Here is a 26609-nt window from a genome sequence, read left to right as displayed (position 1 = left end):
TTCATGAACCGTACTTATCTCAAACAGTGCACCTTATTCACTTCTATTTCACTGGTTGTTGCGGGCTGTGCAACTACGGCAGTGCCTGTTACTGCAACAGAACAACTGTTTTATGGTGGCCCAATTCTGACCATGTCAGGCAATAGCCCTGAATATGCAGAAGCCCTATTGGTGAAGGATGGAAAAATCCGTTTTGTGGGCCCAAAGCAGCAAGCCGAACGCTTGGCGGATAAAAGAGTTCAGTCGATTGATCTAAACAATAAAACCTTATTGCCCAGCTTTATTGATGCGCATAGTCATGTGAATATGGTTGGTTTCCATCAAATGGTGGCTAATCTCTACCCCACGCCTGATGGTCAGGTCTCAGATATCAACTCTTTGGTGAATGTGCTGAATAGTTGGAAAGTTCAAAATCCATCCGTGATTAAAACTATGGGCGGCTGGATTTTGGGTAATGGCTATGATGATGCGCAACTGAATGAGCAGCGTCATCCGACTGCAACAGATCTAGATCGGGTATCTCTAGACCAACCGGTGATGATTTTGCATCAATCGGGGCATTTAGCATCAGTCAATCATAAAGCTCTTGAATTACTGAAGATCAATCAAAATACGCCGAATCCAGCGGGTGGGGTGATTCGCCGTGAAGCGGGTTCTAATGTGCCGAATGGTGTGTTAGAGGAATCCGCTTTATTTACTGCAATTGGCTCAATTTTTAAAGATGTACCCCCTGCTGTGATGTTCCAAATTGCAGAAAAAGGCATTGATGCCTATGTAAAAAATGGTTTTACCACGGTACAAGAAGGGCGGGCTGATCAGGGCACCACTGAAATGTGGTACGCTTTAGCCAAGCAGAATCGGCTGCCAATTGATGTGGTGTCTTATCCTGATATCACCACCAGCCAAGACTATATGCTCAAGCAAGGTAGCCAGCGACAGTATGATCATCATTTTCGTATTGGTGGAGTGAAAATCAGTTTAGATGGCTCACCTCAAGGCAAGACTGCTTGGCTGACCCAGCCTTATCTGGTACCGCCTGAAGGTAAAGATAAGACTTACAAGGGCTATCCTGCCATGAGTAATGATCAGCAAGTCAAGGACTATATCAATTTAGCTTTTAAGCAAGGTTGGCAGGTGCTTGCGCATGCCAATGGTGATGCTGCGATTGATCAATTTATCGGGGCGGTAAAAGATGCCACAGTGAAACAGGGGCAGGCAGATCGTCGTAGTGTATTGATCCATTCGCAAACCATCCGTGATGATCAACTGGATCAGCTTAAGGCCTTAGATATTATTCCTTCGTTCTTCTCGTTGCATACCTTTTATTGGGGTGATTGGCATCGTCAGCAAACCTTAGGTGAAACCCGAGCTGCCCATATTTCGCCAACTGCAACCGCTTTAAAAAAGCATCTGATCTTTACCGAACATCATGATGCACCTGTAGTACCACCGAGTAGTATGATGATGCTCGATGCCACCGTGAACCGAGTAACGCGGAGCAATTATGTTTTGGGTGCAGATGAGCGCATTAGCCCATATCTGGCATTAAAGTCGATGACAGATTGGGCTGCGTATCAGTACTTTGAGGATCAGACCAAGGGTACTTTAAGCCAAGGTAAATTGGCTGACTTAGTCATTCTGAATCAGAACCCGTTGACTGTCCCAAGTCGTGAAATTAAGAACATTAAGGTATTGGCCACTTATAAAGAAGGTAAACTGGTTTATCAGAACGAGCAGAATTAAAGTAAGAACCGAGCCAGAAGGCTCGGTTTTTGATTACTACCAACGATAATTGATCTTGCCGTAATAGAACGCGCCATTAAAGCCAAAAGGCGAGAACTGGCTATAAGGCAAGCTGCCGCCTGTGGGTTGGTTGATATCGTAGACATCTTTATCAGGATATACATCGGTAATATTGTCGCCACCGACAGTGAAGTTCCAGTTTTGATATTGATACGACAAGGCTAAATCGAGTAACCATTTGGCTGAGAATTTTTGGTCTTTGGCTTCGCCAGAATTACTAAAGGTTTTAAAACTGCCGTAGCGGGTGACATTGGTATTCACAGTGAAGTTTCCAAGCTTATAGTCATTCGCTAAACTGAATTTATGTTCAGGGGTACTACCAGCCAATAAGCCGTATTGCTCTCGACGATCCAGACGCGTGAGGTTAATGCCCAGCGCATCTAAGATGGCTGGATTTCCATCCACGTGGGTTACTTTATTTTTATTGTAATTGTAGGCCAGTGAGGTATTCAGTTCACCATAAGGCAATGCAGCCCATTTATAGGTTGCAACTAAGTCAACACCGCGTGTGCGGGTATCGCTGGCATTGTTGAAATAACGAATCGTGTTGAAGTTGGTGTCGGTGATCCCTTTTGAATTTAGGTACTGGCGAACGGTCGCACTGCTGGCATTGATATTGGAAGACAGACTAATTCGATTATCAATGTCGATTTGATAAGCATCCAAAGTCACATATAGTTGATCTGTCGGCGTCAAGACCAAACCCACGCTATAGTTTTTAGATTTTTCTGGTTTAAGTTGTTCCGCACCAAGTAGTTGAGCAACGTATGACGTGGTGGGGAAGGTTCCTGCTTCAGCAAATTGACCATTGATCAGTTGTGAAGAGGTTTGGGTGAAATATTGTTGAGCCAAACTTGGTGCTCGGAAACCCGTAGAGGCGCTACCCCGTAGCGCAATCGCTGGATGAATCGCATAACGCAAAGACAATGATGCATTATCGGTATGACCAAAATCATTGTAATATTCATGGCGATAGGCTGTAGAGGCAGACAGTTTTTCAGTTAAATTGGCCTCTAAGTCCAGATAAGCCGCATAACTGTCGCGAGACCATTCACCGGCATCGGCAGAGCGAAAGCCCGCTAATCCAGAAGAGCCACTTTTATAATAGGAGGCTGGATCACCCGCTTGGATTAGATACTTCTGATTCAAATATTGCGTACCAAAGGCAACATTCAGTGGGCTGGCGAGTGCTGCAAGATTAAACGCTCGAGAAACATCAAAATTCACCACCGTTTGTGCGTTTTTCAATGTGCCATTTTGGAAGCCGAAAGGTGTAGTGGCGGTGTCTTTATAGAGATCGACATTAATGGTTTTGGTATCGACATCGTAACGATTCAAACCATAGTTCACCGATGCATCATAACGCCACGTAGACCAATCGCCTTTGATCCCTGCTACCGCAGCAAAATCATCGAGTTGACCTTGTATGATGGGTAGATAGCCATTGGGAAATAGGGCAGGTACATTATTAGAGGCATTGCTTAAACGATAGAAGCCAGCGGTCTCGGCATTGCGGTGGCTATAGGTCGCAAAAGAATATAATTCAGCAGTATCATTGAGGTCGTAACCTAAGTTAAAGGCTGCTTTGACTTCATCGGAATCTGGGTCGCCAAAACGGAAAGTTTTTTGCCCATAGGTCGTTGAGGTTGGTTCACGCAAGTCAGGCCCTGCACGATTGGTGGCTTGGCTATCTTGCCATTCACCACTAAAGATTGCATAACCGTAATTATTCAGTTGGGTGCCACCTGAAACAAAAGATTGTTTTTGCTCACCATCGCCCTTGTTATAGATGCCGTATTTAATCCCAGCTTCGCCATGTTTTGGATTGGATTTCAAAATAATATTAATCACCCCAGCAATCGCATCCGAACCATAGCGAGCCGATGCACCTTCACGGAGTACTTCGACACGACTAATTGCAGAGATCGGAATTGCATTTAAATCAGTCGGTGCAGAACCACGACCAATGGTCCCGCCGAGGTTAATAAAGGCGCCTGTGTGACGACGTTTGCCATTGACTAAAACCAGCACCTGATCTGGTGCAAGGCCTTTTAATTGGGCAGGACGAACCAGTTCAGTTCCATCCACCACGGTTGGGCGTGGAAAGTTAATTGAAGGGATAATTCGAGATAGCGCTGTGCCGAGTTCATTGGAGCCGGTGCGTTCGGTCAGCTCTTTGGCACTAATCACATCAATGGGTTGTAAGGACTCTGTTTGCGAACGATTGTTGGTGCGGGTTCCGGTGACCACAATGGTTGCGAGTGTTTTAACTTGTTCGGGCTCTATTGGACTATTCTCAGCGGCATGAACATTGCTATACAGGGCAAGCAAAATCAGGCTGCTACTTAGACTTAAAGGGAAAGTTTTTATAAAGGGAGCATTCATTTTGATCTTCTAACTCAAGTTTTGTAAACATTTGTGAACATGGTAGGAGGATCAAAATATTTTCAAAAACAATATAAAAACATAAGGTTAGAAAAAAATTTGCAAAGCTCAATTGATGAATTTTAAGTGAATGATTTATATGGTATTGATATTTAAAATGATGTTCGTTTTTTTGAATGGAAAATAAAAAACCAGCCCGATTGGGCTGGTTTTTTAGAAACAAAAGTTTAGTCAGACTTAGATGTCATCTAAGTTAATACCTAAACGAGAAGCAACTTCTTCATAAGCTTCAACCACACCACCTAAACCTTGGCGGAAACGGTCTTTATCCAATTTTTTCTTGGTGTCTTTATCCCATAAACGGCAACCGTCTGGAGAGAATTCATCACCCAATACGATACGATCATGGAACACACCAAATTCAAGTTTGAAATCAACCAGAATCATATTACCTGCATCGAATAATGCTTTAAGTACATCATTCACTTGGTAAGTCAATTCTTTCATTTTTTCAAGCTGTTCTGCAGTCGCCCAACCTAAAGCAATCGCTTGAGATTCATTCACCATAGGATCGCCAAGCGCATCATCTTTGAAGAATAATTCGAATGTTGGCGGAGTTAATTCCTTACCTTCTTCAACGCCTAAACGACGGCAAAGTGAACCAGCAGCAAAGTTACGAATCACACATTCAACTGGAATCATCTGAAGTTTTTTAACCAGCACTTCAGTTGGAGAAAGCAATTTTTCAAAATGCGTTTCGATACCTGCAGCAGCTAATTTGTCCATGATAAAGGCGTTAAAACGGTTGTTGACCTTGCCCTTACGATCGAGTTGCTCGATTTTTTCGCCATTGAATGCTGAAGCATCATCACGAAAGACCAAAATCAGGTGATCAGCGTTATCTGTCTCGTATACAGATTTAGCTTTACCAGTATAGAGCAAGGTTTGTTTTAACATGGAGGAACCTTTTGAAAAAAATGCCTAGTAAACGACTAGGCTGGCCAATTTTGGTAAATCTGGGCTAACACTTCAGTTGCAACTGCTGGTTCTGCAAAAGTGGTGTCGAGTTTGAAGAGGGCAATGGTATTGCTTGAGCCAACCGCAGAAAGCTTCAACAGGTAGTTTTGTTCACCGACCTTAATCGTTGCTTCGTAGCCATGATCTGCTTGAGAGATGACTTTGTAGTTGAGGCTGCTCACGGTGGCAAAGGCATATTGCCAAGCAGTTGCTGTTGGACCTTCCACTTTCAGTAATGGGTTTTTATTCCCATCCATCACCAATTGTGGACGGCCTAAAGTCGTTGCTGCCGCCTCAGTGCTATTGCTTGCAGTTTTCATTGATTCTGGACGAGGCAATGCATAACGGTTGCCAGTCTTGCTCTCAAATGTTGGCGCATGTTGAATCGCAAGCGGATCAACCGTTGGTGCTGGATACAATGGCGTGAATGGTCTTACCGTTGCATTCTCAGGGAATTTGAGTGGTTCAAGCGCTTGCGCTTTTTTATAATCTAAAGAATGATTATTGAGGGCAAAACGACCACAACCAGCCAAACTTAAAGCTGAAATGACAAGGACAACACCAAGACGTAATTGCATCATAAATTGCTCGTATTAAATAATGCCCGCAGTTTTTAAATCTGTGCGGAGCGGTTCACGATATTGTTCTGCGAGAGCGGTTAAAGGCAGGCGTAGACCTGTACTAATGTATCCCATCTCATGCAACGCCCATTTCACAGGAATTGGGTTTGATTCGCAAAACAAAATATTGTGTAGATTTGCAATTTGTTGATTCAAACTTTGTGCTTTGGCTTGATCGCCAGCTAAAGCTGCTTCACAAACTTCGCTCATTTGTTTTGGTGCAACGTTAGCAGTAACTGAAATATTACCTTTTGCACCCAGCAAAATTAGTTCCCAAGCAGTTTCATCATCGCCTGAATACACTGCGATTTTATCATTTAGACCTTCGATGAGGGCTTGACCACGGGGCACATCACCTGTTGCATCTTTAATCCCAACAATGTTTTTAACATCGGCAAGACGAATCACGGTTTCGTTTTGCATGTCAACGCCAGTACGACCTGGGACATTATAAAGAATTTGTGGAATATCAACTGCTTCAGCAATTGCTTTGTAGTGTTGATATAAGCCTTCTTGTGTGGGTTTATTATAATATGGTGTCACGAGCAATGCCGCATCTGCACCGAGTTCTTTGGCTGCTTTGGTTAATTCGATGGCTTCGCGTGTTGAGTTTGCACCTGTACCCGCGATAATTGGAATGCGTTTATTGGCTACACGAATCACTTCTTTGATGACTTGTGTGTGTTCTTCCATGCTTAATGTAGACGCTTCGCCCGTTGTGCCAACAGCAACAATACTATGTGTACCTTGTTGGATGTGCCACTCAACGAGCTTCTCAAGACTCTTCCAATCTACGCGACCATCTTCAAACATAGGGGTGACGAGTGCGACAATTGAGCCTTGAATATTCTGTGCTAGCTGAGTCATTTTAAAAAACTATCCTATTTTCCCATCCGAGATTGAATTAGTTGAAACGAAATATTGGATGGTTGCAGTATTTTGATTCGTCGTTCAATAATGAATTCGATTGAATGACAATTATGCAAATTATGACTGATCGGCGGCATAAGAACAATATGCTTTAGTCAAACAGCCGAAAACTTTCATTCATCTTTGTCCTGAATGATTTTCATCTTATGAAAAAGTTTAGGTCTGGTTGGCTAGTCAGAAACGGAGAGGCAGCGTATTGTACAAGGAGCAATCTAGGTTGAATAATGAGATGCAAAACGACTCAAAACACAGCGCATTAATTGTTGTCGATGTGCAAAATGGATTTACCCCAGGTGGAAACTTGGCAGTCATCGGTGCCGATCAGATTATCCCTGTGATTAATCAATTGGCGCATCAGTTTGAAACGGTGGTGCTGACGCAAGACTGGCATCCAGATCAACATATTTCTTTTGCTGACAATCATGCGCAAAAAGTGCCTTTTGAAACAATAGAGTTACCTTATGGTACGCAGGTATTATGGCCAAAGCATTGTGTACAGGGTACGCAAGATGCCGAATTTCACCCTGCTTTAGATATTCCAACGGCGCAATTGATTATTCGTAAAGGCTTTCACGTTAATATTGATAGCTATTCTGCCTTTATGGAAGCCGATCGTAAAACTCCGACGGGATTAAAGGGCTATCTTCAAGAACACCAAATTAATACAGTCTATATTGTGGGGATTGCCACTGATTTTTGTGTGGCATGGACAGCTTTGGATGCCGCACAGATGGGTTTTAAAACCTATGTGATTGAAGATGCCTGTAAAGCGATTGATCTGAATGGTTCATTGCACAATGCATGGCAAAATATGTTAGAACATGGCATTCAACGGATTCAGTCTGCTGCAATTTTGGCATAAGCTTGAGCTGTTTGATCTAAAGGCGTTAAACTTCTCAGGCTGGTGCACCAGCATCAGTTAAATTATGCCTTAAACCTAAGCTGAGCGTTTTATGACCGTCGAACTTGATGATTTTGATCAAAAAATTATCCATCATTTACAAATGAATGGACGCTTGGCCAATCAGGAATTGGCTGAATTGGTTGGTTTATCGACCTCGCAATGTTCACGCCGTCGGGTTCAGCTTGAACAGAAAAAAATTATTACAGGCTATTATGCTCAAATCGCGTTGAGTGCAGATCCTGCACCGATCATGGGCATTATTGAAGTGAAATTACAGAACTATAGTGATGCAACGCATGATCGTTTTGTAGAGTTTCTCATGCATGAGCCTGCCGTGAAGGATATTCATAAATTAACAGGCAGTTATGATTTTGCCCTTAAAGTGGCAGTTAAAAATCTGGATGAGATGGTCAAACTCATCGGGATTTTGTCTTCCAAGAACTTTGGTGTCAGTAATCTGAACACTTCAATTGTGCTGGAAAAATTAAAAGAAAATGGAATTGCGATTAAATAAAGACAGGATTTTATAGCCGTTTGATCTGAGACGAATTCATAACAAGGCTGATCGAAGCGCATAGACTATTCGAAATGGATTATTTTGAATATAAATTGCATTTATGGCAAAAATATAAGAATAAATTGCGAAATTTTAATAAAAATGATCAAATATGCTATGTCTTTCTTTGAAAGATCTCTCTCCCTTTAGCTGTTCTCCTATTTGAGTTGTACCGTTATGAATACCGAGCAAAATGTATCTCTGGTAAGTCCAGTCATGCCTGTGATTGAGCAGCACTCTAAAATTGAAGATGCATTGGCGATGTTGATCGGAACATTCATTCTGTCTTTTGCAATGACCTTATTGCAGCAGGCAGGCATTATGACGGGAGGGACAGCAGGTTTATCTTTGCTGATTCACTACATTACCGATCTGAAGTTCGGCGTATTATTTTTCCTGATCAATATTCCATTTTATTATTTTGCCTATAAAAAGATGGGCATTGCACTGGTGGTCAAAACCTTTATCGCTGTTGCATTGTTGGCCGGATTTACTGAAATCATTCCACAATTTTTTCATCTCTCCGATGTGAATCCAATCTACGCTACGATTTTTGCTAATGTCTTGATGGGTGTGAGTTTTTTGATCCTGTTTAGACATCGTTCGAGCTTGGGTGGTATCAACCTACTGGCGTTGTATTTGCAGGAACGCTTTCAGATCCCTGCAGGCAAAGTACAGTTAGGTATTGATCTCGCAATCTTGTTAGCGTCATTGTTCTTTGTCGATTGGAGATTAATTCTAATTTCAATTTTGGGTGTGATTATTCTTAATTCGATTGTGTTATTGAATCATAAAAGCACGCGTTATGTGGCTTGATGCATGCGCATTTCTGCTATTAACCTGACTGTTAAAAAACTCAATCGATATCGATCATGAGATGCTAGATGTGATCCAACCCATTAAATGATTGATGTCATGACAAATCCAGCAGTAAAAAAGCGCCATAAAGAATCTCTTTATGGCGCTTTTTTAGATATCAGCGTGGTACAAACTGTACGGAGTACTTTATTACTCTCATACACAAACGACGCTGATAGCCGTATCGAATTACTCGACCGTCACACTCTTGGCGAGGTTACGTGGTTGATCGACATCAGTACCACGTAACACTGCAACATGATAAGACAGCAGTTGTACAGGCACGCTGTAAACGATCGGTGCTAACCATTCATTTACCGCTGGAACATGAACCACGTGTTGACGGTCTTTACCGTGAATACCACTGTTTTCATCTGCAAAGACGAATAATTCGCCACCACGGGCTTGAACTTCTTCCATGTTCGATTTGAGTTTATCGAGCATGTCATCCTGTGGTGCCAAGATAACCACAGGCATTTCATTATCCACCAATGCCAATGGACCATGCTTCAATTCACCTGCGGCATAACCTTCAGCATGGATATATGAAATTTCTTTCAGTTTCAATGCACCTTCGAGTGCGATCGGGAAATGAGTCCCACGACCTAAGAATAAGCAGTGATTTTTCTCAACGAATAATGCTGATAAACGCAGGATTTCAGTATTGCCTTGTAAAGTATCTAAAATGACTTTAGGGCAATGCCACAAGGCTTCAGTGATTTCAGCAAATTGGGCAGCGGAAAGGCGTTGTTTGACTTGACCAATTTTTAAGATCAATAGCATCAATGCCGCAAGTTGAGTGGTAAAGGCTTTGGTTGACGCCACCCCAATTTCAGGACCTGCAAGCGTCAGCAAGTGATGATCTGTTTCGCGTACCATAGAGGAGGTCGCAACGTTACAAATCGTCATGGTGCTGATGTCAATGTTATTAGCTTTGGCACGCTTTTGGGTTTCACGTAATGCGGCTAAGGTATCAGCTGTTTCACCTGATTGTGAAATACAGACATATAGGGTATTTGCTACAATCACTGGATTGCGGTAGCGGAATTCACTTGCAATCTCAACTTGGCAAGGCACACCAATCAGTTGTTCAAACCAATATTTGGCAATCATGCCTGCATGGTAGCTAGTACCACAAGCAATGATTTGAATTTGCTGAATTTTAGCAAAATCAGCATTGGCGTGATTAAGGAAATCTTCGCGTAAGTTATTGCCATTCAATGCTTGAGAAATGGTTTGCTGAATTGCTTCAGGCTGCTCATAAATTTCTTTAAGCATAAAGTGCTTGTATTCGCCTTTAGATACATTACTTACTGTTGCATCTAATTCTTTCATTGGGCGTTCTACAGGCTGACCATTTGCAAAAACTTCAATGCTGGTACGGGTTAAGCGCGCAATATCACCTTCTTCTAGATAAACGAAGCGATTGGTGACTGGCAATAACGCCAATTGGTCTGAACTGATAAAGTTTTCACCAATACCGACACCAATCACCAGAGGCGAACCTTCACGAACCGTAATTAGCTCGTCTGGATGTGCCGTGTGCACAATCCCAAGTGCATAAGCACCTTTAAGGCGAGGTGTGATCTTTTGTACTGCTTCCAATAGGCTATCTGTTTGCTTTAATGCATCGTTAACCAGGTGCGCAACAACTTCAGTATCGGTTTGTGAGGTAAACACATAGCCTAAGGCTTGCAATTCATCTTTCAGCTCTTGGTAGTTTTCAATGATGCCGTTATGAACCACTGCAACATCACCCGAAACGTGCGGATGTGCATTATTTTCTGTCGGTTTACCGTGAGTTGCCCAACGTGTGTGTGCAATCCCGACATTTCCAGTTAAGTGCTGTTCTGACACGGCTTCAGCCAAGTTGGCAACTTTACCAACACGACGTTCACGTAAGATTTTTTGATTATTGAGTAATGCTAAACCAGCAGAGTCGTAGCCACGGTATTCAAGGCGTTTTAGTCCTTCAATCAGAATATCGGTTACACAACGTTCAGCAACGCCACCAACAATACCACACATAATTTTATCCTCTTATTTTTTCAGCTTTTGGGGACGTTGATAATTTGCTTTTTCAAACTGTTTTGATCGTTCGACAGCCAAACTATGCTCAGCCACATCTCGAGTGAGGGTTGATCCTGCACCTGTTGTTGCGCCTTGACCAATTTTGATTGGTGCAACCAATGAGTTATTGGTACCAATAAATACATTATCTTCGATAATAGTACGATGTTTGTTGGCACCATCATAATTACAGGTAATGGTACCTGCACCAATATTACAGCCCGCGCCAATATCTGCATCACCTAAATAAGTGAAGTGATTGGCTTTTGAGCCTAGGCCCATATTGGTATTCTTTACTTCTACGAAGTTGCCGATATGTACGTCATTCGCGAGATTGGCACCTGGGCGTAAACGCGCGAAAGGCCCAATTTGAGCACTTTCACCAACCACTGCATTTTCAAAAATGCTATAGGGTTGAACTTTTGTACCCGCAGCAATACGGGTATTCTTTAGAATACAGCCTGCGCCAAGTTGTACGTTATCACCGAGCTCGCAGACACCTTCGATGATGACATTGACATCAATTTGTACGTCTTGCCCACAGCTTAAGGTACCACGTAAATCAAAACGATTTGGGTCAATTAAGTGAACACCTTGTAGCATCAATTCTTTGGCTTGCTGCTGCTGGAACTGACGCTCCAAGGTCGCAAGTTGTAAGCGGTTATTCACACCTTCAACCTCAAATGCAAGCTCTGGTTCAACTGAGGCAACTTCTAAGCCATCTGCAATTGCCATCGCGACAATATCGGTGAGGTAATATTCGCCTTGCGCATTTTCATTGGAAAGTTGAGGCAACCACTCATGCAGTTTTGCGTTACTGACACAATAAATGCCAGTATTAAATTCTTTAATTTGGCGTTGTGCTTCATTGGCATCTTTATGTTCAACAATGGCTTGAATTTTACCATCTTTGCGAACAATACGACCATAACCGGTTGCATCATCGACTGTGAGTGTCACTAAGCCAATGCCTGTTTGAGTTGATGCATCCAATAATTTTTGTAGCGTATCTGCCTGAATACAAGGTACATCGCCTGATAAAATCAGTGAAACACCTTCTTGCGGTAGAACAGGCAAAGTCATTTGCACGGCATGACCTGTTCCAAGTTGTTCTGCCTGCTCAACCCATTCAATCTGTTCTGCTGCAAAGCTTTGTTTAACCAGCTCACCGCCATGTCCATATATGGTAATAATGTTTTGGGCATTGAGTTTTTTTGCAGTTTGAATCACATGTCCAAGCAGAGGACGACCTGCAAGTGGTTGTAATACTTTTGGTAATTGTGAACGCATTCGCGTTCCTTTCCCTGCTGCAAGAATAATAGCAGTTGTTGACATAACTAACTCTAATAGTGGCTTAAGTCAAAAGATAAAAATGAAAAATAAGAATACAGAGTGCCGCCCAAAGGCCAGCAATGATGTCATCCAGCATAATCCCTAAGCCGCCAGACACTTTTTGGTCAGCCCAGCTAATTGGGAATGGTTTCCAGACATCAAATATACGGAATAAGATGAACCCGACAATGACCCATAGCCAATTCATTTGCTGTAAATACAGCAAAGGTAGGAGGGTAATGGATTGTCCTGCAAATTCATCCCAGACAATGCGACCATCGTCATGCACATTGATGACTTTTGCAGTATGTCCACAGATATAGATGCCAATGAAGGACATGAATACGATCGCAATCAGGCTTGCTGACAAGCCAAGGTACAACCACAGTGGGACAAATAACAGCGCAAAGGCAGAACCAAAGGTTCCAGGGGCTTTGGGTGCTAAACCAGAACCAAAACCGACACCGCAGAATACGATGAAGCGGTCAAACCAAGTCATTTGGCTAAAGTGAATGGGAGGCTTATGCAAAGTGTTGGTATCCATGAACATGTAATGGGTGTGCTTTGCCCATATACTCAAATAACAATCCAGTTTGTTGGGTAATTTTGCCGATTATTGTAAGCGGAACATCTAATTGTTGTCGCGACAGTTGTTTAAAGTTTTGCGGCGATATTGTAAAGCATAATTCGTAATCATCACCACCTGCAAGCGCATAATGCCACGCTTGTTGCAGATCCAGTTGTTTGAGTGATGAATCTAACGGAAGTTGCTCAAGCCGTAATTTTGCACCGACATTGGATGCTTTTAAAATATGGCCTAAGTCTTGCGCCAATCCATCCGAGATATCAATCATACTCGATGCCAACCCTTTGAGCTGTTGACCCAAATGACAACGTGGGGTTGGATAATCCAAACGTTGTTGCAAGGCATGACCAAGATGTTGTAATCCAAATGCAGCATCACCGATTTGGCCGCTGACACAGATATAGTCACCGACTTGTGCACCTGCACGGGTAATGGCCTGACCATGTTCGATCCAGCCTAGCGCAGTCACGCTAATCGTGAGTTGAGTGCTTTGGGTGGTATCACCCCCAATCAGGCTGACATCAAATTGATCGCAGCAATCAAACAAGCCCTGACTAAATCCAGCCAGCCAGTCATGATCAACAGTCGGCAGACTCAATGCGAGTAAAATACTATGAGGTTTTGCCCCCATTGCTGCCAAGTCAGATAAATTGACGGCGACGCTTTTCCAGCCGATGGCATGGGCAGCGGTGTCTAAAGGGAAATGACGACCAGCAACCAGTGTATCTGCACAGATCACCAGTTGTTGTGAAGATGGTGGGGTAATAATGGCTGAGTCATCACCGATGCCTAAACTGACATCCGTATTGGATGTGCGTTTAAAGTAATGCTCAATAATTGAAAACTCAGCCATTTAACACAAGCCTATTATTTTGCTTGCTGTTTTTCAGCTTCACGCAGCTTTGATGAAAGACGGTCTAATACACCATTGATGTATTTATGACTGTCTGCACCACCAAAGTGTTTAGCTAGCTCAATCGCTTCGTCAAGTACAACGCGGTATGGAACTTCAAGATGATCTCGGAGTTCATAAGCACCTAGTCGTAAGGTTGCAAGTTCTACGCCATCCAGGGCATTTAACTCACGGTCAAGTACAGGGATGAGTAACTCATCTAAAGCTTCATGTTGAGCAACCACTTGAGTGAGCAATTCATGGTAATAGTTAAGGTCAACTTTGTGCATGGCATTTTCAACACGCGTGCGTGCTTCAATTTCATGAACTGGGTTATGACTCATTTGCCATTCATAAATCCCTTGTACAGCAAAACGACGTGCTTTGCGTTTCGCTGCATAAGCGGCCTGAAGTGTTTGCGACATGCTTTAAATTGCCTTTAATAAGTTAACCATTTCGATTGCAGTCAATGCAGCTTCGCTACCTTTATTTCCTGCTTTCGTACCAGAACGTTCAATTGCTTGTTCAATGCTGTCTGTGGTTAAGACACCATTGATCACAGGCATTGTGCTTTCAAGTGCAACCACACCTAAACCTTTTGCACATTCACCAGCAACAAAGTCAAAGTGAGGTGTGCTGCCACGAATCACTGCGCCTAAAGCAATGATGGCATCAAATTTATTTGAAGCTGCTAATTTTTTCGCAACAATCGGCAGTTCCCATGCACCAGGTGCATGAATAACGGTAATCGCTTCTTCTGCAACGCCATGGCGTTTTAAAGTGTCGATTGCGCCTTCAAGTAAATGTTCAACAACGAAGCTGTTGAAACGACCGACTAAGATCGCATAACGACCTTCGCTTGCGAGATGTAATAAACCTTCAATTCGGCGAATTGCCATAGCAACCTCGATTATTTTGCTGTGATTTGATCGGCAGTGATGTATTCCACTACCTCTAAATTGAATCCGGATAAGGCATTGAAACGAAGAGGGGAACTCAACAACTTCATTTTCTCAACGCCTAAATCACGTAAAATCTGTGCACCCACACCAATGGTTTGATATTGGTGGGAAAGTGCGGCATTGGATTTCAGTGGTTTTGGCTGATTTAAACTCTGTAATGCAGGACCAAGGTCTTCTAATTGACCCTGACCAATCCATACCAGTACACCGCGATCACTTGCAGCAATCGTTTGCATGGCAAGGTCTAAGTTCCAAGCAGGAGAACCGTCGGCTTTATTCAATTTCAATAAATCACGAATTGGGCTGAAACCATGCACACGTACAGTGGTGACGCCTTGTTTTGGTTCACCTTTAACTAAGGCAACATGAATATCAGGATTGCCGATTTCACGGTACTTATATAGTTCAAATGTACCGTATTCAGTTTCAATGGTTTCTTGAGACAAGCGTTCAACGGTTTGTTCATTGGTCATGCGGTAATGGATCAGATCCGCGATGGTTCCAATTTTTAAGCCGTGTTTTTCTGCAAAGACTTCTAAATCAGGACGACGCGCCATTGTACCGTCATCATTGATAATTTCACAGATCACAGAAGCTGGCTCTAGACCTGCTAAGCGGGTGAGGTCACAACCTGCTTCGGTATGACCTGCACGGTGCAAAACACCACCTGGTTGTGCCATTAATGGGAAAATATGACCCGGTTGAACGATATCACTTGGTTTGGCATGTGCCGCAACCGCAGTACGAATAGTATGGGCGCGTTCCGCAACTGAAATACCTGTGCTGATGCCTTCTGCAGCTTCAATTGAAAGCGTGAAGTTAGTTGCGTGCTGCGCGCCGTTTTGATCAACCATCAACGGAAGGTTGAGTTGTTTACAGCGGTCGCGACTGAGTGTTAAGCAAACCAAACCACGTGCATGGGTAATCATGAAGTTAATATCTTCAGGGCGAACATGCGTTGCGGCGATGACGAGGTCACCTTCATTTTCACGATCTTCATCATCCATCAGGATGACCATTTTGCCTGCACGAATATCTGCAACAAGCTCTTCAACATGACTCAGCGGCATTCGCTTTCACCTTTTATCTTGCCTTTTTTGGCACTAGTATTCGATAAATCTGGCATAGTTTACCGCATTTTAAAAAATTTCGCCTGTGCTTCTTTATCAATAAAAAGTCAGGCCAAACAAATTATCTTGCAACACATTATCCTGCCCAGCTTTGCCACTTTAAAACACAGTGTGATGCGATTGTAAGCTTTATATCTATGGGCTAAACAAAAAAACACAAGGCTTTGTATCTAGACAAAGCCTTGTGTTTTGAATGACTCGATTAGCGTAGCCTAAGAGCTATTTATTCCAGCTCTGTTGATGCTCTGGCTTTTTTACCCATTAAAATTTCGGTACGTAGCGTTTGCGCCAACGTTGCACATTCTTCATTCATGCCATTAATCATAAAAGCATGACGGGTCATGATATTACTTGGATTTGGCATTGCCACTAATTCATAGCTGTTTTGAATGCTTTTGAGCTGTTCATGATTTAAATGCAAAGCTGCTTCTTTGGCATGTAAGTGTTGTGCCAATCGTTTCGCGGCTTCAACTGCATCTAACTGCATGGCATCGACTGCACTTGCAACAGCACCACGGGTTTGTAAAGCAAAACGTTTATCTTCACGATAACGTTTATACAGTACATCAGCCAATAATTGGAACACGGCACCGACCATCATCAGACACTCCAGCGCATGTGTTTTGTCTGATGTAGTCGCCAAGCTTGCACCATCTGCATTGAATTCTTGAACCACCTGAATCTGAGCAGGATCAATCTGGTAATGCTTGGTACAGAGCGCAATACTTTTATCTAAAAATAATTGGCATAGTTTGAAATATGGGACAGAAACAGACTGATTCACACTACTCAATAATTGCTTAGGATCATAAAACTGAATATTGAGCGCCAAAGCTTGATCATCCAGTGATACGGATTCAACTGGATTTTTTTCAACACGTGGTTTGGCTTGAGCTTTTGCCTGCTGTTGCGCCTGAGCGACCAAGGTCACGGCATTTTGTTTTTCAAGTGCAAGGGCTTGGGTTAAACGTTGAATCTCATGTTTGAGATGATTTTCTTGATTGATACGTGCCAAGTATTCGCTGCGTGTTGGACGTGCGATGGCACGATAGGCCAACCAAATCAGCCCATGAATGAAGAGTGAAACTAAAATCGCTAACCATTGAGTCCGTAAAATCTCACCGATACTCGGCTGGATAAGGGTAATTTCAACCGTACCGACTTTCTTTTCATTTTGGAGTGCATCACGAACGAACCCTTCACCTTGGCGGGTTTTGGCCATGCCACTGGTTGCAAGCACTTGTTTATTGGCATCTAAAATACGAATGGATGCAACACTCGGATTGGTTGCATAACGATTCGCCACCAATGCCAGTGAAACGGTATTGGCTGGTTCCAACTCGGCAAGACTATCTGCCACTAACTGACTGGTCATCAGTTGTCCTTGGCTAGCGCGATTTTCATTGAGTTGATGTGTCGTTGCAATCACCAATAAAAAGGTATGCAATGCAAAACTTACGATCAGTAGGCTAGCAAATAGCCCTTGGCGAGGCGCATTCAAGTTAAATTTCCAAGGCAAATAGATTCATGGGTTATGTTATGATTCTTACAATAGTTGTCGCTCAACCACGAGTCAATTCATGCGAGAAATCATTCTTATATCCTTTCTAGGACCAGATCAACCGAATCAGTTTACTCGATTAATGCAGGTACTATCCGTACATTCTTTGCAAATACTCGATGTGGGGCAGGCAGTTATCCATAATCAACTGACCCTTGGGATCGTTGTTGCATCGGATAATGAGACTGCAACTGCATTAGCAATGAAAGAGATTTTGATTTTAGCACATGATATTGGCTTAACTGTGCGATTTAAACCAATCTCCAACGCAGAATATGATCAATGGGTAAGTGAAGGCGGTCGAACTCGCTATATCGTGACTGCGCTTGCACCTGAACTTACTGCTGCACATCTGCAAGCCGTGACTAAAATTGTGTCAAGTCAAGGCTTTAATATTGAAACGGTCACCCGTTTATCGGGGCGTTTAGATCTGGATGCAGAAAGCCAATTTCCACGTCGTGCCTGTGTGCAGTTTGGCCTCAGCGGACAGATGTTGGATGCACAAGCGATGCGTGCAGCATGTTTAAGCCTATCTGGCGAGTTAAATATTGATGTCGCTGTGCAAGAAGACAATGCCTATCGCCGTAATCGTCGTTTAGTCTGCTTTGATATGGACTCCACCTTGATCGAGCAAGAAGTGATTGATGAACTGGCATTAGAAGCAGGCGTCGGTGCACAAGTGGCTGAAATTACTGAGCGTGCCATGTTAGGTGAACTTGATTTCCAACAAAGTTTCCGTGCCCGTGTTGCTTTATTAAAAGGTTTGGATGCTTCTGTATTGCCGAAAATTGCAGAACGTTTGACCGTGACTGAAGGGGCAGAGCGTTTGATCTCTACCTTGAAAGCCTTGGGTTATAAGACCGCAATTTTATCAGGTGGTTTCCAGTACTTTGCTGAGTACTTACAAGCAAAACTTGGGATTGATGAAGTACATGCCAATATTCTTGATGTAGAAGATGGCTTTGTAACGGGTGAAGTGAAAGGTGCGATTGTTGATGGTGCCCGTAAAGCAGAGCTACTGCGTCAACTGGCCGAAAAAATGGGAATTTCGCTAGAGCAGGCGATGGCCGTTGGTGATGGTGCCAATGATTTACCGATGCTTTCAATTGCAGGTCTAGGCGTTGCATTCCGTGCTAAACCTTTGGTCCGCCAAAATGCCAATCAAGCCATTTCAAGTGTTGGTTTAGATGGTGTGCTGTACTTGTTGGGGATGCACGATAAAGATTTAAACCGCGCTTAGCCCAAAGTTTATAGGGTTTAAATAAGGTCGCTTTTACTGCGGCCTTATTCATTTTTTGTACGTCATTTATTCGTCATAATTATGTCTAAATGTATAGAAAAACAACGATAAAAAAATTCCGAAAAAAGTTTTTTTGCAGCAAAAAAGAGGCATAGTTTTTTGTAATGACACGCTGTAATTGATGCTATATGGACATTCAAGACTTTTATATGTTTTAAAAATGTAATGACAAAAGCATATTGCGACAGCTTGTGTCGTAAGGTTAATTTCAGGCTCTTTTTTTCTAAAAAAAACGCTCCATAATGCATAAAGACGTTAATGCAATACGAAGTACTGTTAGAGATTACAGAACAATATAGAGGTCTGAATTAAATACAGGCCACCCCTTTTAAGACGGAGGTTTCTATGGAAGCAGCGAATTTCACCATGTGGGTTGGATTTGGCTTAATCGCTGTCGCAGTTATTGCTGTTTTCTTTTCTCCTTATCGTCGTTGGTTAGGTTTTATGTTGGCGGGTATGCTGTGCTGGGGACTGTTAGAAGTGGTGCGCTTTGGCGCGCAAACCATATTCGAGATGTCCGTCGCCTATAGTTATTTGACTGCGTTAAGCCTTGCGATGATAACGGTTACATTTATCCTTTTACGTGAAGACAAACAAGCACAAAAACAGCTGGCAAATCGTCAGTATATTGAACATACACCTGTATATAAGGACGACCAGCAGCAATGTTCTAGCAGATAAATTATAATAATTTGAATAACATCAAAGGCATGCTCAGCATGCCTTTTTTGTACTAATTTTCTGCAACAAAGCTTTTACAGACTTATATACAATTGTGCTAGGATACGGTTGTCTTAATTTTCATCATAATACTGTAGGCATAAATGTCATGAAGCTTTCTTCTTTACCTGTGGTTAAGTTACCTATCGTTGATGTAAGTACTGATCCACTTGATTTATTAGTGGCAGGTTTGGCGTTACGTATGAAGCAATTGGCACGTACCAGCCCAAAGTTTATTGAATTGGTGCATGACCGTGAATTTCGTATTCAGATTGGTACAGATTTAGGTTTTGCCCGTCAGATTCTTGTGAATCGTGGCAAGATTGATACGGTTGCAGGCAGCCCAGAAAAAGCAGATTTTATTTTACAATTTGCATCAAGCGAGCAAGGTGTTAAAACTTTGTTGAAAGGTGACCCGACCGCATTTATGACGGGTATGCAAGATGGCAGCATCAAAATGGAAGGCGACTTTAGTCTGTTAGTGTGGTTTAACCAAGCGGCGAAATTGATTCCACCTAAAGTGCCAAAACCAGTCAAAGAAAAAATCCGTCAAGCACGTGCCTTTATTAAAGAAAAAACTGGCAAATAATAAGCTGATAGAAAACTCCCAAATCGGGAGTTTTTTATTGCCTAGAATTATTCAATCTCTAAATTAAAGGTGACAGGGCCATCATTGATTAAATGAACTTTCATATCCGCTGCAAAAATACCTGTTTGCACGTGGTCGAATTGTTGTTGCGCATATTCAACTAATTGTTCATACAAGGCTTTGGCTTCTGCTGGAGGCATGGCGGGTCCAAAGTCAGGACGTAAGCCTTTTTGCGTTTGTGCCATCAAGGTAAATTGCGAAACCAATAGAATCCCAGCATTGGCTTGGCTGACATTCCAGCCCATTTTGCCTTGTTCATCATCAAAAATACGATACTTCAAGATTTTATCAATTAGCTTTTGGCCTTTTTCTAAAGTATCGTCTTTACCTAGACCCAAAAACACCAATAAGCCGTGTTGAATCTCGCCTGTGGTTTGCCCTTCAACCACAACTTTGGCTTCGAGGACACGTTGAATTAATGCGCGCATAAAAATGAAGATCGGTATTGAATCAGGGCAGTAGTCTAACAGATTTGCTTATTCAGCATGACCTCATCAAGGCACTAGATTGTCTTTGATCTTATTTTTCGATTTATTTTATTAAAATTATCTTTTTTATCTATTGTCTAAATCTTTGTATAGTCCCCGTGCAGGAAAGGTATTTAGATTTTGGATTTAACAGTATGTTTAAGCGAACATTTTTATTCACAATAATGGCAGCAACGCTGAGCACAGCGTATGCAGCCCCTTTAACCAAAGACAATGGTGCACCTGTAGGTGACAATCAAAACTCCATGACCGCGGGTGCCAATGGCGCAACCTTGTTGCAAGATGTCCAGCTGATTCAAAAATTACAACGTTTTGGCCGTGAACGTATTCCCGAGCGTGTGGTGCATGCACGTGGTACAGGCGTCTATGGTGATTTTGTCGCAACAAAAGATTTGTCTGATTTAACTGTCGCATCGATGTTTAAAGCTGGTACAACTACACCTGTTTTTGTCCGCTTCTCAACCGTCATCCATCCGAAGGGTTCGCCTGAAACCGCACGTGATCCGCATGGTTTTGCCGTGAAATTCTATACGCAGCAGGGCAATTGGGATTTGGTCGGCAATAATCTGCCGGTATTCTTTATCCGTGATGCGATCAAGTTCCCTGATTTTGTCCATGCCATGAAGCCTGATCCAGTCAGCAATGTCCAAGATCCGAACCGTATTTTTGACTTCTTAAAAAGCCAGCCTTGGTCAATCAATATGTTGACCTATGTCTATTCAAACTTAGGCACACCAGAAAGCTATCGCACGCTAGACGGCTTTGGTGTGCATGCTTTTAAACTCTATAACGACAAAGGTGAATATAAGTACGTTAAGTTCAACTGGCGTTCTAAACAAGGTGTGAAAGGGTTGAATCTTGATCAGGTACGTGAAGTTCAAGGTCGTGACTGGAATCATTTGACTAATGATATGTATAAAAATGTTGATGCAGGCAATTATCCGAAATGGGACTTGTACATTCAGGTGCTTGATCCAAAAGACTTAGATAAATTTGATTTCAATCCATTAGATGCAACCAAAATCTGGCCAACTGATCTGCTGCCTGAAGTCAAAGTCGGAACCTTGACCCTGAATCGTATGCCGAAGAACTTCTTTCAGGAAACGGAACAATCGGCTTTTGCACCAGGCAACTTGATTCCTGGGATTGAACCGTCAGAAGACCGCTTACTGCAAGGTCGTATCTTCTCTTATTCGGATACCCAGTTATATCGTCTAGGTGCCAATCATCAACAGATTCCAGTGAATCGTCCTCGGGTTGCGGTGAATAACAACAACCAAGACGGCTTTATGAACATGGGGCAAACCGAGTCTCAGGTCAATTATGAGCCAAGCACGATTGAGCCTAAACCTGCAACGGAGCTTGCAAGAGCGGTCGCAACACCATTGCAAGGAACGGTTTTACAACAGGCAATTCAGAAACAGCAACCCTTCAAGCAAGCAGGTGAGTTATACCGTAGCTATTCTGCGCTAGAAAAAAATGACTTGATTCGTAATCTTGCGGCAGACCTTGGACAAGTCAAAGATGTAGAGACCAAGACCATTATGCTGTCTTACTTCTATAAGGCGGATGCTGATTATGGAACACGTCTTGCCAAAGCACTAAAAGTGAATCTGAACAATGTGCAAAGCAAAGCAGCTCAACTGAAAGATGAATAAAACGTTTTGTTGATGTGGTAACAGGTGCCTGAAAGTTACCCCCAGAAAGTCCTGTAACCTCAATAGCCTTTCCTGCACCTAGGGCGAGTGTTACAGGCACTCATTTCAGATTTTAAGGATATTGCCATGCTCCATTTACGCTCGGTATTTTTTGCCATCAGTATGATCTGTAACAATTTCTTGGTTTCGGTTCATGCGATAACACCATCTGAACAGAGCAATGGTTCTGAAGAAGTGGTTGAGTTGTTCTTCTCCGCAGCCAAAGTGGGTAATGTTGAGGTCTTACAAGAGTTTTTAAAGTATGGTTTTCCGATTGATATTCAAGATCATTCTGGTTATAGCGCATTGATGATGGCGAGTTATTATGGGCAGAAAGATGCCGTAAAAATATTGCTACAGCATCATGCGAATCGTTGCCTTCGGGACAAACGGGGGCATACGGCACTGATGGGTGCGATTGTTAAACCAGAATGGAGCATTGCCAAACAATTGCGTCAGGTCGATTGTGATGTTAATGCCGCAAAAACGGGTCAACTCAGCGCTGAACAGTTTGCAATTCAATTCGGACAACAGCAACGCTTAAAACAGATTCAGGCTGAGCTCTCCAACTAAGCTTTGCTATTTTCCTAAGCTATTGAATTTAAAAAGACACCGCGTCAGATGATTTTGAGAAAAATATCCATCGTCGTAGACAGTCTCATTTCTGGATAAAAGTATGCTTTAATGCTTGAAATAGAATAGATCCTAATTCAGTCATGTCTACACCAATTATTCAATCTTTACTGGATACCGACTTATATAAATTCACCATGTTACAGGTGGTGTTGCATCAGTTTCCGCAAACGCATAGTGTTTATTTATTTCGTTGCCGCAATTTAGAAGATACGGTTTATCCTTTAGTTGATATTTTGGATGACTTGAATCAGCAGCTGGATTTACTCTGTGAACTGCGTTTCGCAGAAGATGAATTACAGTACCTGCGTTCATTGCGTTTTATTAAAAGTGATTTTGTTGATTATCTGGAACTGTTCCAACTCAAGCGTCGTTTTATTCAAGCCAGTATTGATGAGGCTGGGCGTTTAGATATTCGCATTGAAGGCCCGATGGTTCAGGCCATGATGTTTGAGATTTTTGTTTTGGCCATCGTCAATGAATTGTATTTCCGTCGTATCCGTAGCGATGAGGTATTGCTTGAGGGTGAACGCCGTCTGCAACAGAAATTGCTACAGTTACAGCACTATGCCCAAGAACAACAAGATAAAGAGCCACCGTTCTTAGTCTCTGATTTTGGCACACGCCGTCGTTATAGTTTTGAATGGCAGAAACATGTGGTGCAAGCCTTTCAGGCTGTGGCACCCAAAGTATTCCGCGGTACCAGTAATGTATTGTTGGCCAAGCAATTGGGGATTAGCCCGATTGGTACCATGGCGCATGAATTCTTGCAGGCTTTTCAGGCGCTTGATGTGCGGTTACGTAATTTCCAAAAAGCCGCATTGGAAGCATGGGTGCAAGAGTATCGTGGTGATTTAGGTATTGCTCTGACCGATGTGGTGGGAATGGATGCCTTCCTGCGTGATTTTGATTTGTATTTTGCCAAATTGTTTGATGGTTTACGTCATGACAGTGGCGATCCATATGAGTGGGGTGATAAGGCGTATGCACATTATCGCAAACTCAAGATTGATACCAAGACCAAGATGTTGACCTTTAGTGATGGTTTAAATTTAGAAAAAGCATGGTCCTTGCATCAGTATTTTAAAGATCGTTTCCAAGTGAGTTTTGGGATTGGCACCAATTTGACCAATGATATGGGGCAGAAGCCGTTGAATATTGTGTTGAAATTGGTGGAGTGTAATCGTCAGTCGGTGGCGAAGATTTCGGATAGTCCGGGTAAGACTATGACGGATAATGATACCTTCTTGGCGTATTTGCGTCAGGTGTTTGATATTGAAGAAACAAGTGAGACTTTATAACTTTAATTCGATACGCGTAAACGTCATCCACAACCTGCGTGATATAAGCAAGAAACCTTTTTTGCGATATAGCTAAATAGATGAAAGAAGTGAACAGGTTTTGTGGATGACAATGGTTTTGCCTACTTTTGTCGAAACAAAAGTAGGTCGAGCCGAAGGCTTATCCCGAAATAGGATGAGAACACAGTAAGACTCTGTAATGAAAATTCAATTATTTAACTTCGCTATATCTTCTTTTCTGCTAAATGAATGCAAAAAATCAGACAAAGATAAAAAGTCGGCTATGTTAATATCACCCCTAATGCGGATGATAAAACAGCATAACCATGACTGACGTAGATTTTAAACTGGGTTTACTGATTGAGCCTGAACAACTTGTTCCTTATTTGGGCAGCGAGTTGATTCGTATTGTCGATTTAAGCCGAGCTTCGGTATATGAACAATTGCATATTCCCCATGCAATTCATTTACAGCCTAAATATTTGGTTGCACAACAAGAACAAGCCAATGGGGTGTTGCCTGAGTTAGCAGGCTTACAGGCTTTAATTGAGAAGTTAAATATTTCACCTCAGCATCATGTCGTGGTTTATGACGATGAAGGTGGGGCGTGGGCTGGACGTTTAATCTGGAATTTACATTGCTTGGGTTTTAACCGCACCAGTTTGATTAATGGCGGCATTCACGGCTGGTTGGGCGCAGTTTTGCCGACCACAGCTGAAGTTGATCCAGTTCAACCCGTTGCTGATCTATTTCAAATTGATTTGGATACGGTACAGCAGCATCGGATTGAATATCATGAATTGTTACAACAAGTTGAACAAGACAATATTCAACTCTGGGATTGCCGTACTAACGAGGAATATACAGGCTTACGCCTCGCTGCGCGACGCGGCGGTCACATCCCAAATGCACTGCATTTTGAATGGAGTACTGCCCTAAACCGTGAAAATCATCTAAAATTACACCCGCTTGAACGCACACAACAACGTTTAGAACAATTAGGCTTTAATTTACAACAACCTGTGGTGGTGTACTGTCAGTCTCATCACCGTTCTGGCTTGGCGTATATTTTGGCAAGATTGCTCAACTGGCAAGTTAGGGCCTATGATGGTGCGTGGAGTGAATGGGGCAATCGCCTCGATAGTCCTATTATTTCAGGGGAGTCACCGTCTTGAGTTTTGCAGCAGATTTAAAAAAACAACTCTTTATCAAAGCACAGAATCTTGTGCCACAACATCAACTGAGTCGTGTGGTTGGTAAGGTTGCCGCAAGTGAAAATGTCTTGGTAAAAACTGCTGTGATTCAGGCATTCAAAGCAAAATACGGTATTGATATGAGCATTGCGGCGCAAAGCAATGCACTGCAATATAAGTCATTTAATGAATTTTTTACCCGTGCGTTAAAAGAAGGTGTCCGTGGCATTGATGAACAAGCGGATAGCATTGTATGTCCTGCGGATGGTGTGATTTCACAGCTCGGTAAAATTGAAGCGGGTGATATTTTTCAAGCCAAAGGTCAAAGCTTTTCTGTTGAGAAATTGATTGGTGATCCGCAGTTGGCGAAACCATTTATTGATGGTCAATTTGCAACCGTGTATTTATCGCCGAAAGATTATCACCGCGTCCATATGCCATTGGCGGGGACATTGACCGAAACCTTATATATTCCGGGTGAGTTGTTCTCAGTTAACCAAACCACGGCTGAAAACGTACCGGGCTTGTTTGCACGTAATGAACGTATGGTCTGTCTGTTTGATACCGAGCTGGGTCGTATGGCGGTGGTTTTGGTTGGTGCAATGATTGTGGCAGGGATTGAAACAGTTGCGACAGGTAAAGTGAAACCCTCTGGCAAAGTTGAATTGCAACATCATCAACTGAAATTGGATAAAGGTGCGGAATTAGGGCGCTTCTACCTAGGTTCAACCGCTGTGGTTTTATTTGAAAAAGATAAAATGGTTTGGGAAGAGCAGTTTAAAGCCAATTCGACGGTGGTGATGGGTGAGCGTTTAGGTCATTCGGTTTAATTTAGATGTAATTTTTAAAAAGCTCCAAAATTGGGGCTTTTTATTTATAGTTTAAATCTTATATATTTTATAGTACTTGAAATAATCTCAGATAATTTAAAATAAAGGCAAATAATGATGAAATTTTTAATACCACAATTTTCATTTTTTGAATTTTTAGGAATTTTAACTTTCGCAACCATATTCAGTAAC

At 42.5% G+C, this 26609-nt stretch carries 25 protein-coding genes; 12 read left to right on the top strand and 13 right to left on the bottom strand.

Translation table 11 applies throughout. The features are described from left to right. The first annotated feature begins 3 nt into the window (after positions 1-3). Positions 4-1743, top strand: a complete 1740-nt coding sequence (locus tag MN869_RS13555) for an amidohydrolase (protein ID WP_243308148.1) — start codon at positions 4-6, stop codon at positions 1741-1743. Between the two features lie 36 nt (positions 1744-1779). Here MN869_RS13555 and MN869_RS13550 read toward each other — a convergent pair whose 3' ends face one another. The 4 genes from MN869_RS13550 to dapA all read right to left on the bottom strand — a co-directional run bounded on the left by MN869_RS13550 (position 1780) and on the right by dapA (position 6692). Next, the gene (locus MN869_RS13550; protein ID WP_243308146.1) at positions 1780-4188 is read right to left on the bottom strand and encodes a TonB-dependent receptor; all 2409 of its coding nucleotides are present in this window, start codon (positions 4186-4188) and stop codon (positions 1780-1782) included. Between the two features lie 237 nt (positions 4189-4425). Next, the gene (gene purC / locus MN869_RS13545) at positions 4426-5145 is read right to left on the bottom strand and encodes a phosphoribosylaminoimidazolesuccinocarboxamide synthase (RefSeq protein ID WP_243308144.1); all 720 of its coding nucleotides are present in this window, start codon (positions 5143-5145) and stop codon (positions 4426-4428) included. 35 nt (positions 5146-5180) lie between these two features. After that, positions 5181-5783, bottom strand: coding sequence for a lipoprotein-34 precursor (NlpB) (locus MN869_RS13540; protein WP_243308219.1), 603 nt, complete (start codon positions 5781-5783; stop codon positions 5181-5183). Between the two features lie 15 nt (positions 5784-5798). Further along, entirely contained in the window at positions 5799-6692 is an 894-nt protein-coding gene (gene dapA / locus MN869_RS13535; protein ID WP_005317184.1) for a 4-hydroxy-tetrahydrodipicolinate synthase, read from the bottom strand. Between the two features lie 292 nt (positions 6693-6984). Between dapA and pncA the strand changes: the two genes are divergently transcribed. The 3 genes from pncA to MN869_RS13520 all read left to right on the top strand — a co-directional run bounded on the left by pncA (position 6985) and on the right by MN869_RS13520 (position 9031). Further along, positions 6985-7617 carry a bifunctional nicotinamidase/pyrazinamidase gene (gene pncA / locus MN869_RS13530; RefSeq protein ID WP_243308142.1) on the top strand — a complete coding sequence of 211 codons (633 nt, stop codon included), beginning with the start codon at positions 6985-6987 and terminating at the stop codon, positions 7615-7617. A gap of 91 nt (positions 7618-7708) precedes the next feature. Beyond that, positions 7709-8173, top strand: a complete 465-nt coding sequence (locus MN869_RS13525) for an Lrp/AsnC family transcriptional regulator (RefSeq protein WP_004803451.1) — start codon at positions 7709-7711, stop codon at positions 8171-8173. A gap of 219 nt (positions 8174-8392) precedes the next feature. Then, positions 8393-9031 carry a YitT family protein gene (locus MN869_RS13520; protein ID WP_243308140.1) on the top strand — a complete coding sequence of 213 codons (639 nt, stop codon included), beginning with the start codon at positions 8393-8395 and terminating at the stop codon, positions 9029-9031. A gap of 231 nt (positions 9032-9262) precedes the next feature. On the opposite strand, the gene glmS is transcribed toward MN869_RS13520, so the two are convergent. From glmS to MN869_RS13480, 8 genes are all read right to left on the bottom strand, one after another. Then, positions 9263-11101: a glutamine--fructose-6-phosphate transaminase (isomerizing) gene (glmS, locus tag MN869_RS13515; RefSeq protein WP_171550919.1), complete on the bottom strand. Its 1839-nt coding sequence runs from the start codon at positions 11099-11101 to the stop codon at positions 9263-9265. A 12-nt stretch (positions 11102-11113) separates the two neighbouring features. Then, positions 11114-12478 (bottom strand): bifunctional UDP-N-acetylglucosamine diphosphorylase/glucosamine-1-phosphate N-acetyltransferase GlmU, encoded by a 1365-nt coding sequence (gene glmU, locus MN869_RS13510; protein ID WP_243308138.1) that lies wholly within the window; start codon positions 12476-12478, stop codon positions 11114-11116. 19 nt (positions 12479-12497) lie between these two features. After that, entirely contained in the window at positions 12498-13019 is a 522-nt protein-coding gene (locus MN869_RS13505) for a phosphatidylglycerophosphatase A (protein ID WP_171550917.1), read from the bottom strand. After that, on the bottom strand, positions 12997-13914 hold the full coding sequence (thiL, locus tag MN869_RS13500; RefSeq protein ID WP_171550916.1) for a thiamine-phosphate kinase: 918 nt from the start codon (positions 13912-13914) through the stop codon (positions 12997-12999). Before thiL ends, MN869_RS13505 begins: the two co-directional genes overlap by 23 nt. Before the next feature lie 14 nt (positions 13915-13928). Beyond that, positions 13929-14378, bottom strand: coding sequence for a transcription antitermination factor NusB (gene nusB / locus MN869_RS13495; RefSeq protein WP_004657014.1), 450 nt, complete (start codon positions 14376-14378; stop codon positions 13929-13931). 3 nt (positions 14379-14381) lie between these two features. Beyond that, a complete protein-coding gene (gene ribE, locus MN869_RS13490) occupies positions 14382-14852 on the bottom strand; it encodes a 6,7-dimethyl-8-ribityllumazine synthase (protein WP_004803462.1) in 471 nt (156 codons plus the stop codon). Positions 14853-14863: 11 nt separating this feature from the next. Beyond that, a complete protein-coding gene (gene ribBA / locus MN869_RS13485; protein ID WP_243308136.1) occupies positions 14864-15985 on the bottom strand; it encodes a bifunctional 3,4-dihydroxy-2-butanone-4-phosphate synthase/GTP cyclohydrolase II in 1122 nt (373 codons plus the stop codon). 283 nt (positions 15986-16268) lie between these two features. Then, complete coding sequence (locus tag MN869_RS13480; protein ID WP_243308134.1) at positions 16269-17564, bottom strand: hypothetical protein; 1296 nt, start codon at positions 17562-17564, stop codon at positions 16269-16271. Positions 17565-17625: 61 nt separating this feature from the next. Between MN869_RS13480 and serB the strand changes: the two genes are divergently transcribed. The 3 genes from serB to MN869_RS13465 all read left to right on the top strand — a co-directional run bounded on the left by serB (position 17626) and on the right by MN869_RS13465 (position 20215). After that, positions 17626-18846 (top strand): phosphoserine phosphatase SerB, encoded by a 1221-nt coding sequence (serB, locus tag MN869_RS13475; RefSeq protein WP_004803468.1) that lies wholly within the window; start codon positions 17626-17628, stop codon positions 18844-18846. 405 nt (positions 18847-19251) lie between these two features. Further along, positions 19252-19587: a ciprofloxacin tolerance protein AciT gene (gene aciT / locus MN869_RS13470; RefSeq protein ID WP_004803470.1), complete on the top strand. Its 336-nt coding sequence runs from the start codon at positions 19252-19254 to the stop codon at positions 19585-19587. A 148-nt stretch (positions 19588-19735) separates the two neighbouring features. Further along, positions 19736-20215, top strand: coding sequence for a hypothetical protein (locus MN869_RS13465; protein ID WP_004657026.1), 480 nt, complete (start codon positions 19736-19738; stop codon positions 20213-20215). Between the two features lie 47 nt (positions 20216-20262). On the opposite strand, the gene dtd is transcribed toward MN869_RS13465, so the two are convergent. Further along, positions 20263-20703 carry a D-aminoacyl-tRNA deacylase gene (dtd, locus tag MN869_RS13460; RefSeq protein WP_243308133.1) on the bottom strand — a complete coding sequence of 147 codons (441 nt, stop codon included), beginning with the start codon at positions 20701-20703 and terminating at the stop codon, positions 20263-20265. Between the two features lie 194 nt (positions 20704-20897). Here dtd and MN869_RS13455 point away from each other — a divergent pair, with 194 nt between their 5' ends. The 5 genes from MN869_RS13455 to asd all read left to right on the top strand — a co-directional run bounded on the left by MN869_RS13455 (position 20898) and on the right by asd (position 26417). Further along, positions 20898-22421 (top strand): catalase, encoded by a 1524-nt coding sequence (locus MN869_RS13455; protein WP_243308131.1) that lies wholly within the window; start codon positions 20898-20900, stop codon positions 22419-22421. Positions 22422-22547: 126 nt separating this feature from the next. Further along, positions 22548-23033 (top strand): ankyrin repeat domain-containing protein, encoded by a 486-nt coding sequence (locus MN869_RS13450; RefSeq protein ID WP_243308129.1) that lies wholly within the window; start codon positions 22548-22550, stop codon positions 23031-23033. Between the two features lie 143 nt (positions 23034-23176). Next, on the top strand, positions 23177-24394 hold the full coding sequence (gene pncB / locus MN869_RS13445; protein WP_243308127.1) for a nicotinate phosphoribosyltransferase: 1218 nt from the start codon (positions 23177-23179) through the stop codon (positions 24392-24394). Between the two features lie 326 nt (positions 24395-24720). Then, on the top strand, positions 24721-25569 hold the full coding sequence (locus MN869_RS13440) for a rhodanese-like domain-containing protein (RefSeq protein WP_243308126.1): 849 nt from the start codon (positions 24721-24723) through the stop codon (positions 25567-25569). Beyond that, positions 25566-26417 (top strand): archaetidylserine decarboxylase, encoded by an 852-nt coding sequence (gene asd, locus MN869_RS13435; protein ID WP_243308122.1) that lies wholly within the window; start codon positions 25566-25568, stop codon positions 26415-26417. The genes MN869_RS13440 and asd overlap by 4 nt, the downstream gene beginning before the upstream one ends. The last annotated feature ends 192 nt before the right edge of the window (positions 26418-26609 follow it).

Origin of the sequence: Acinetobacter sp. NIPH1876 (assembly GCF_022808535.1) — a bacterium.
GTDB classification, from domain to species: Bacteria; Pseudomonadota; Gammaproteobacteria; order Pseudomonadales; family Moraxellaceae; genus Acinetobacter; species Acinetobacter higginsii.
This window is presented reverse-complemented; position numbering and strand designations above follow the sequence as displayed.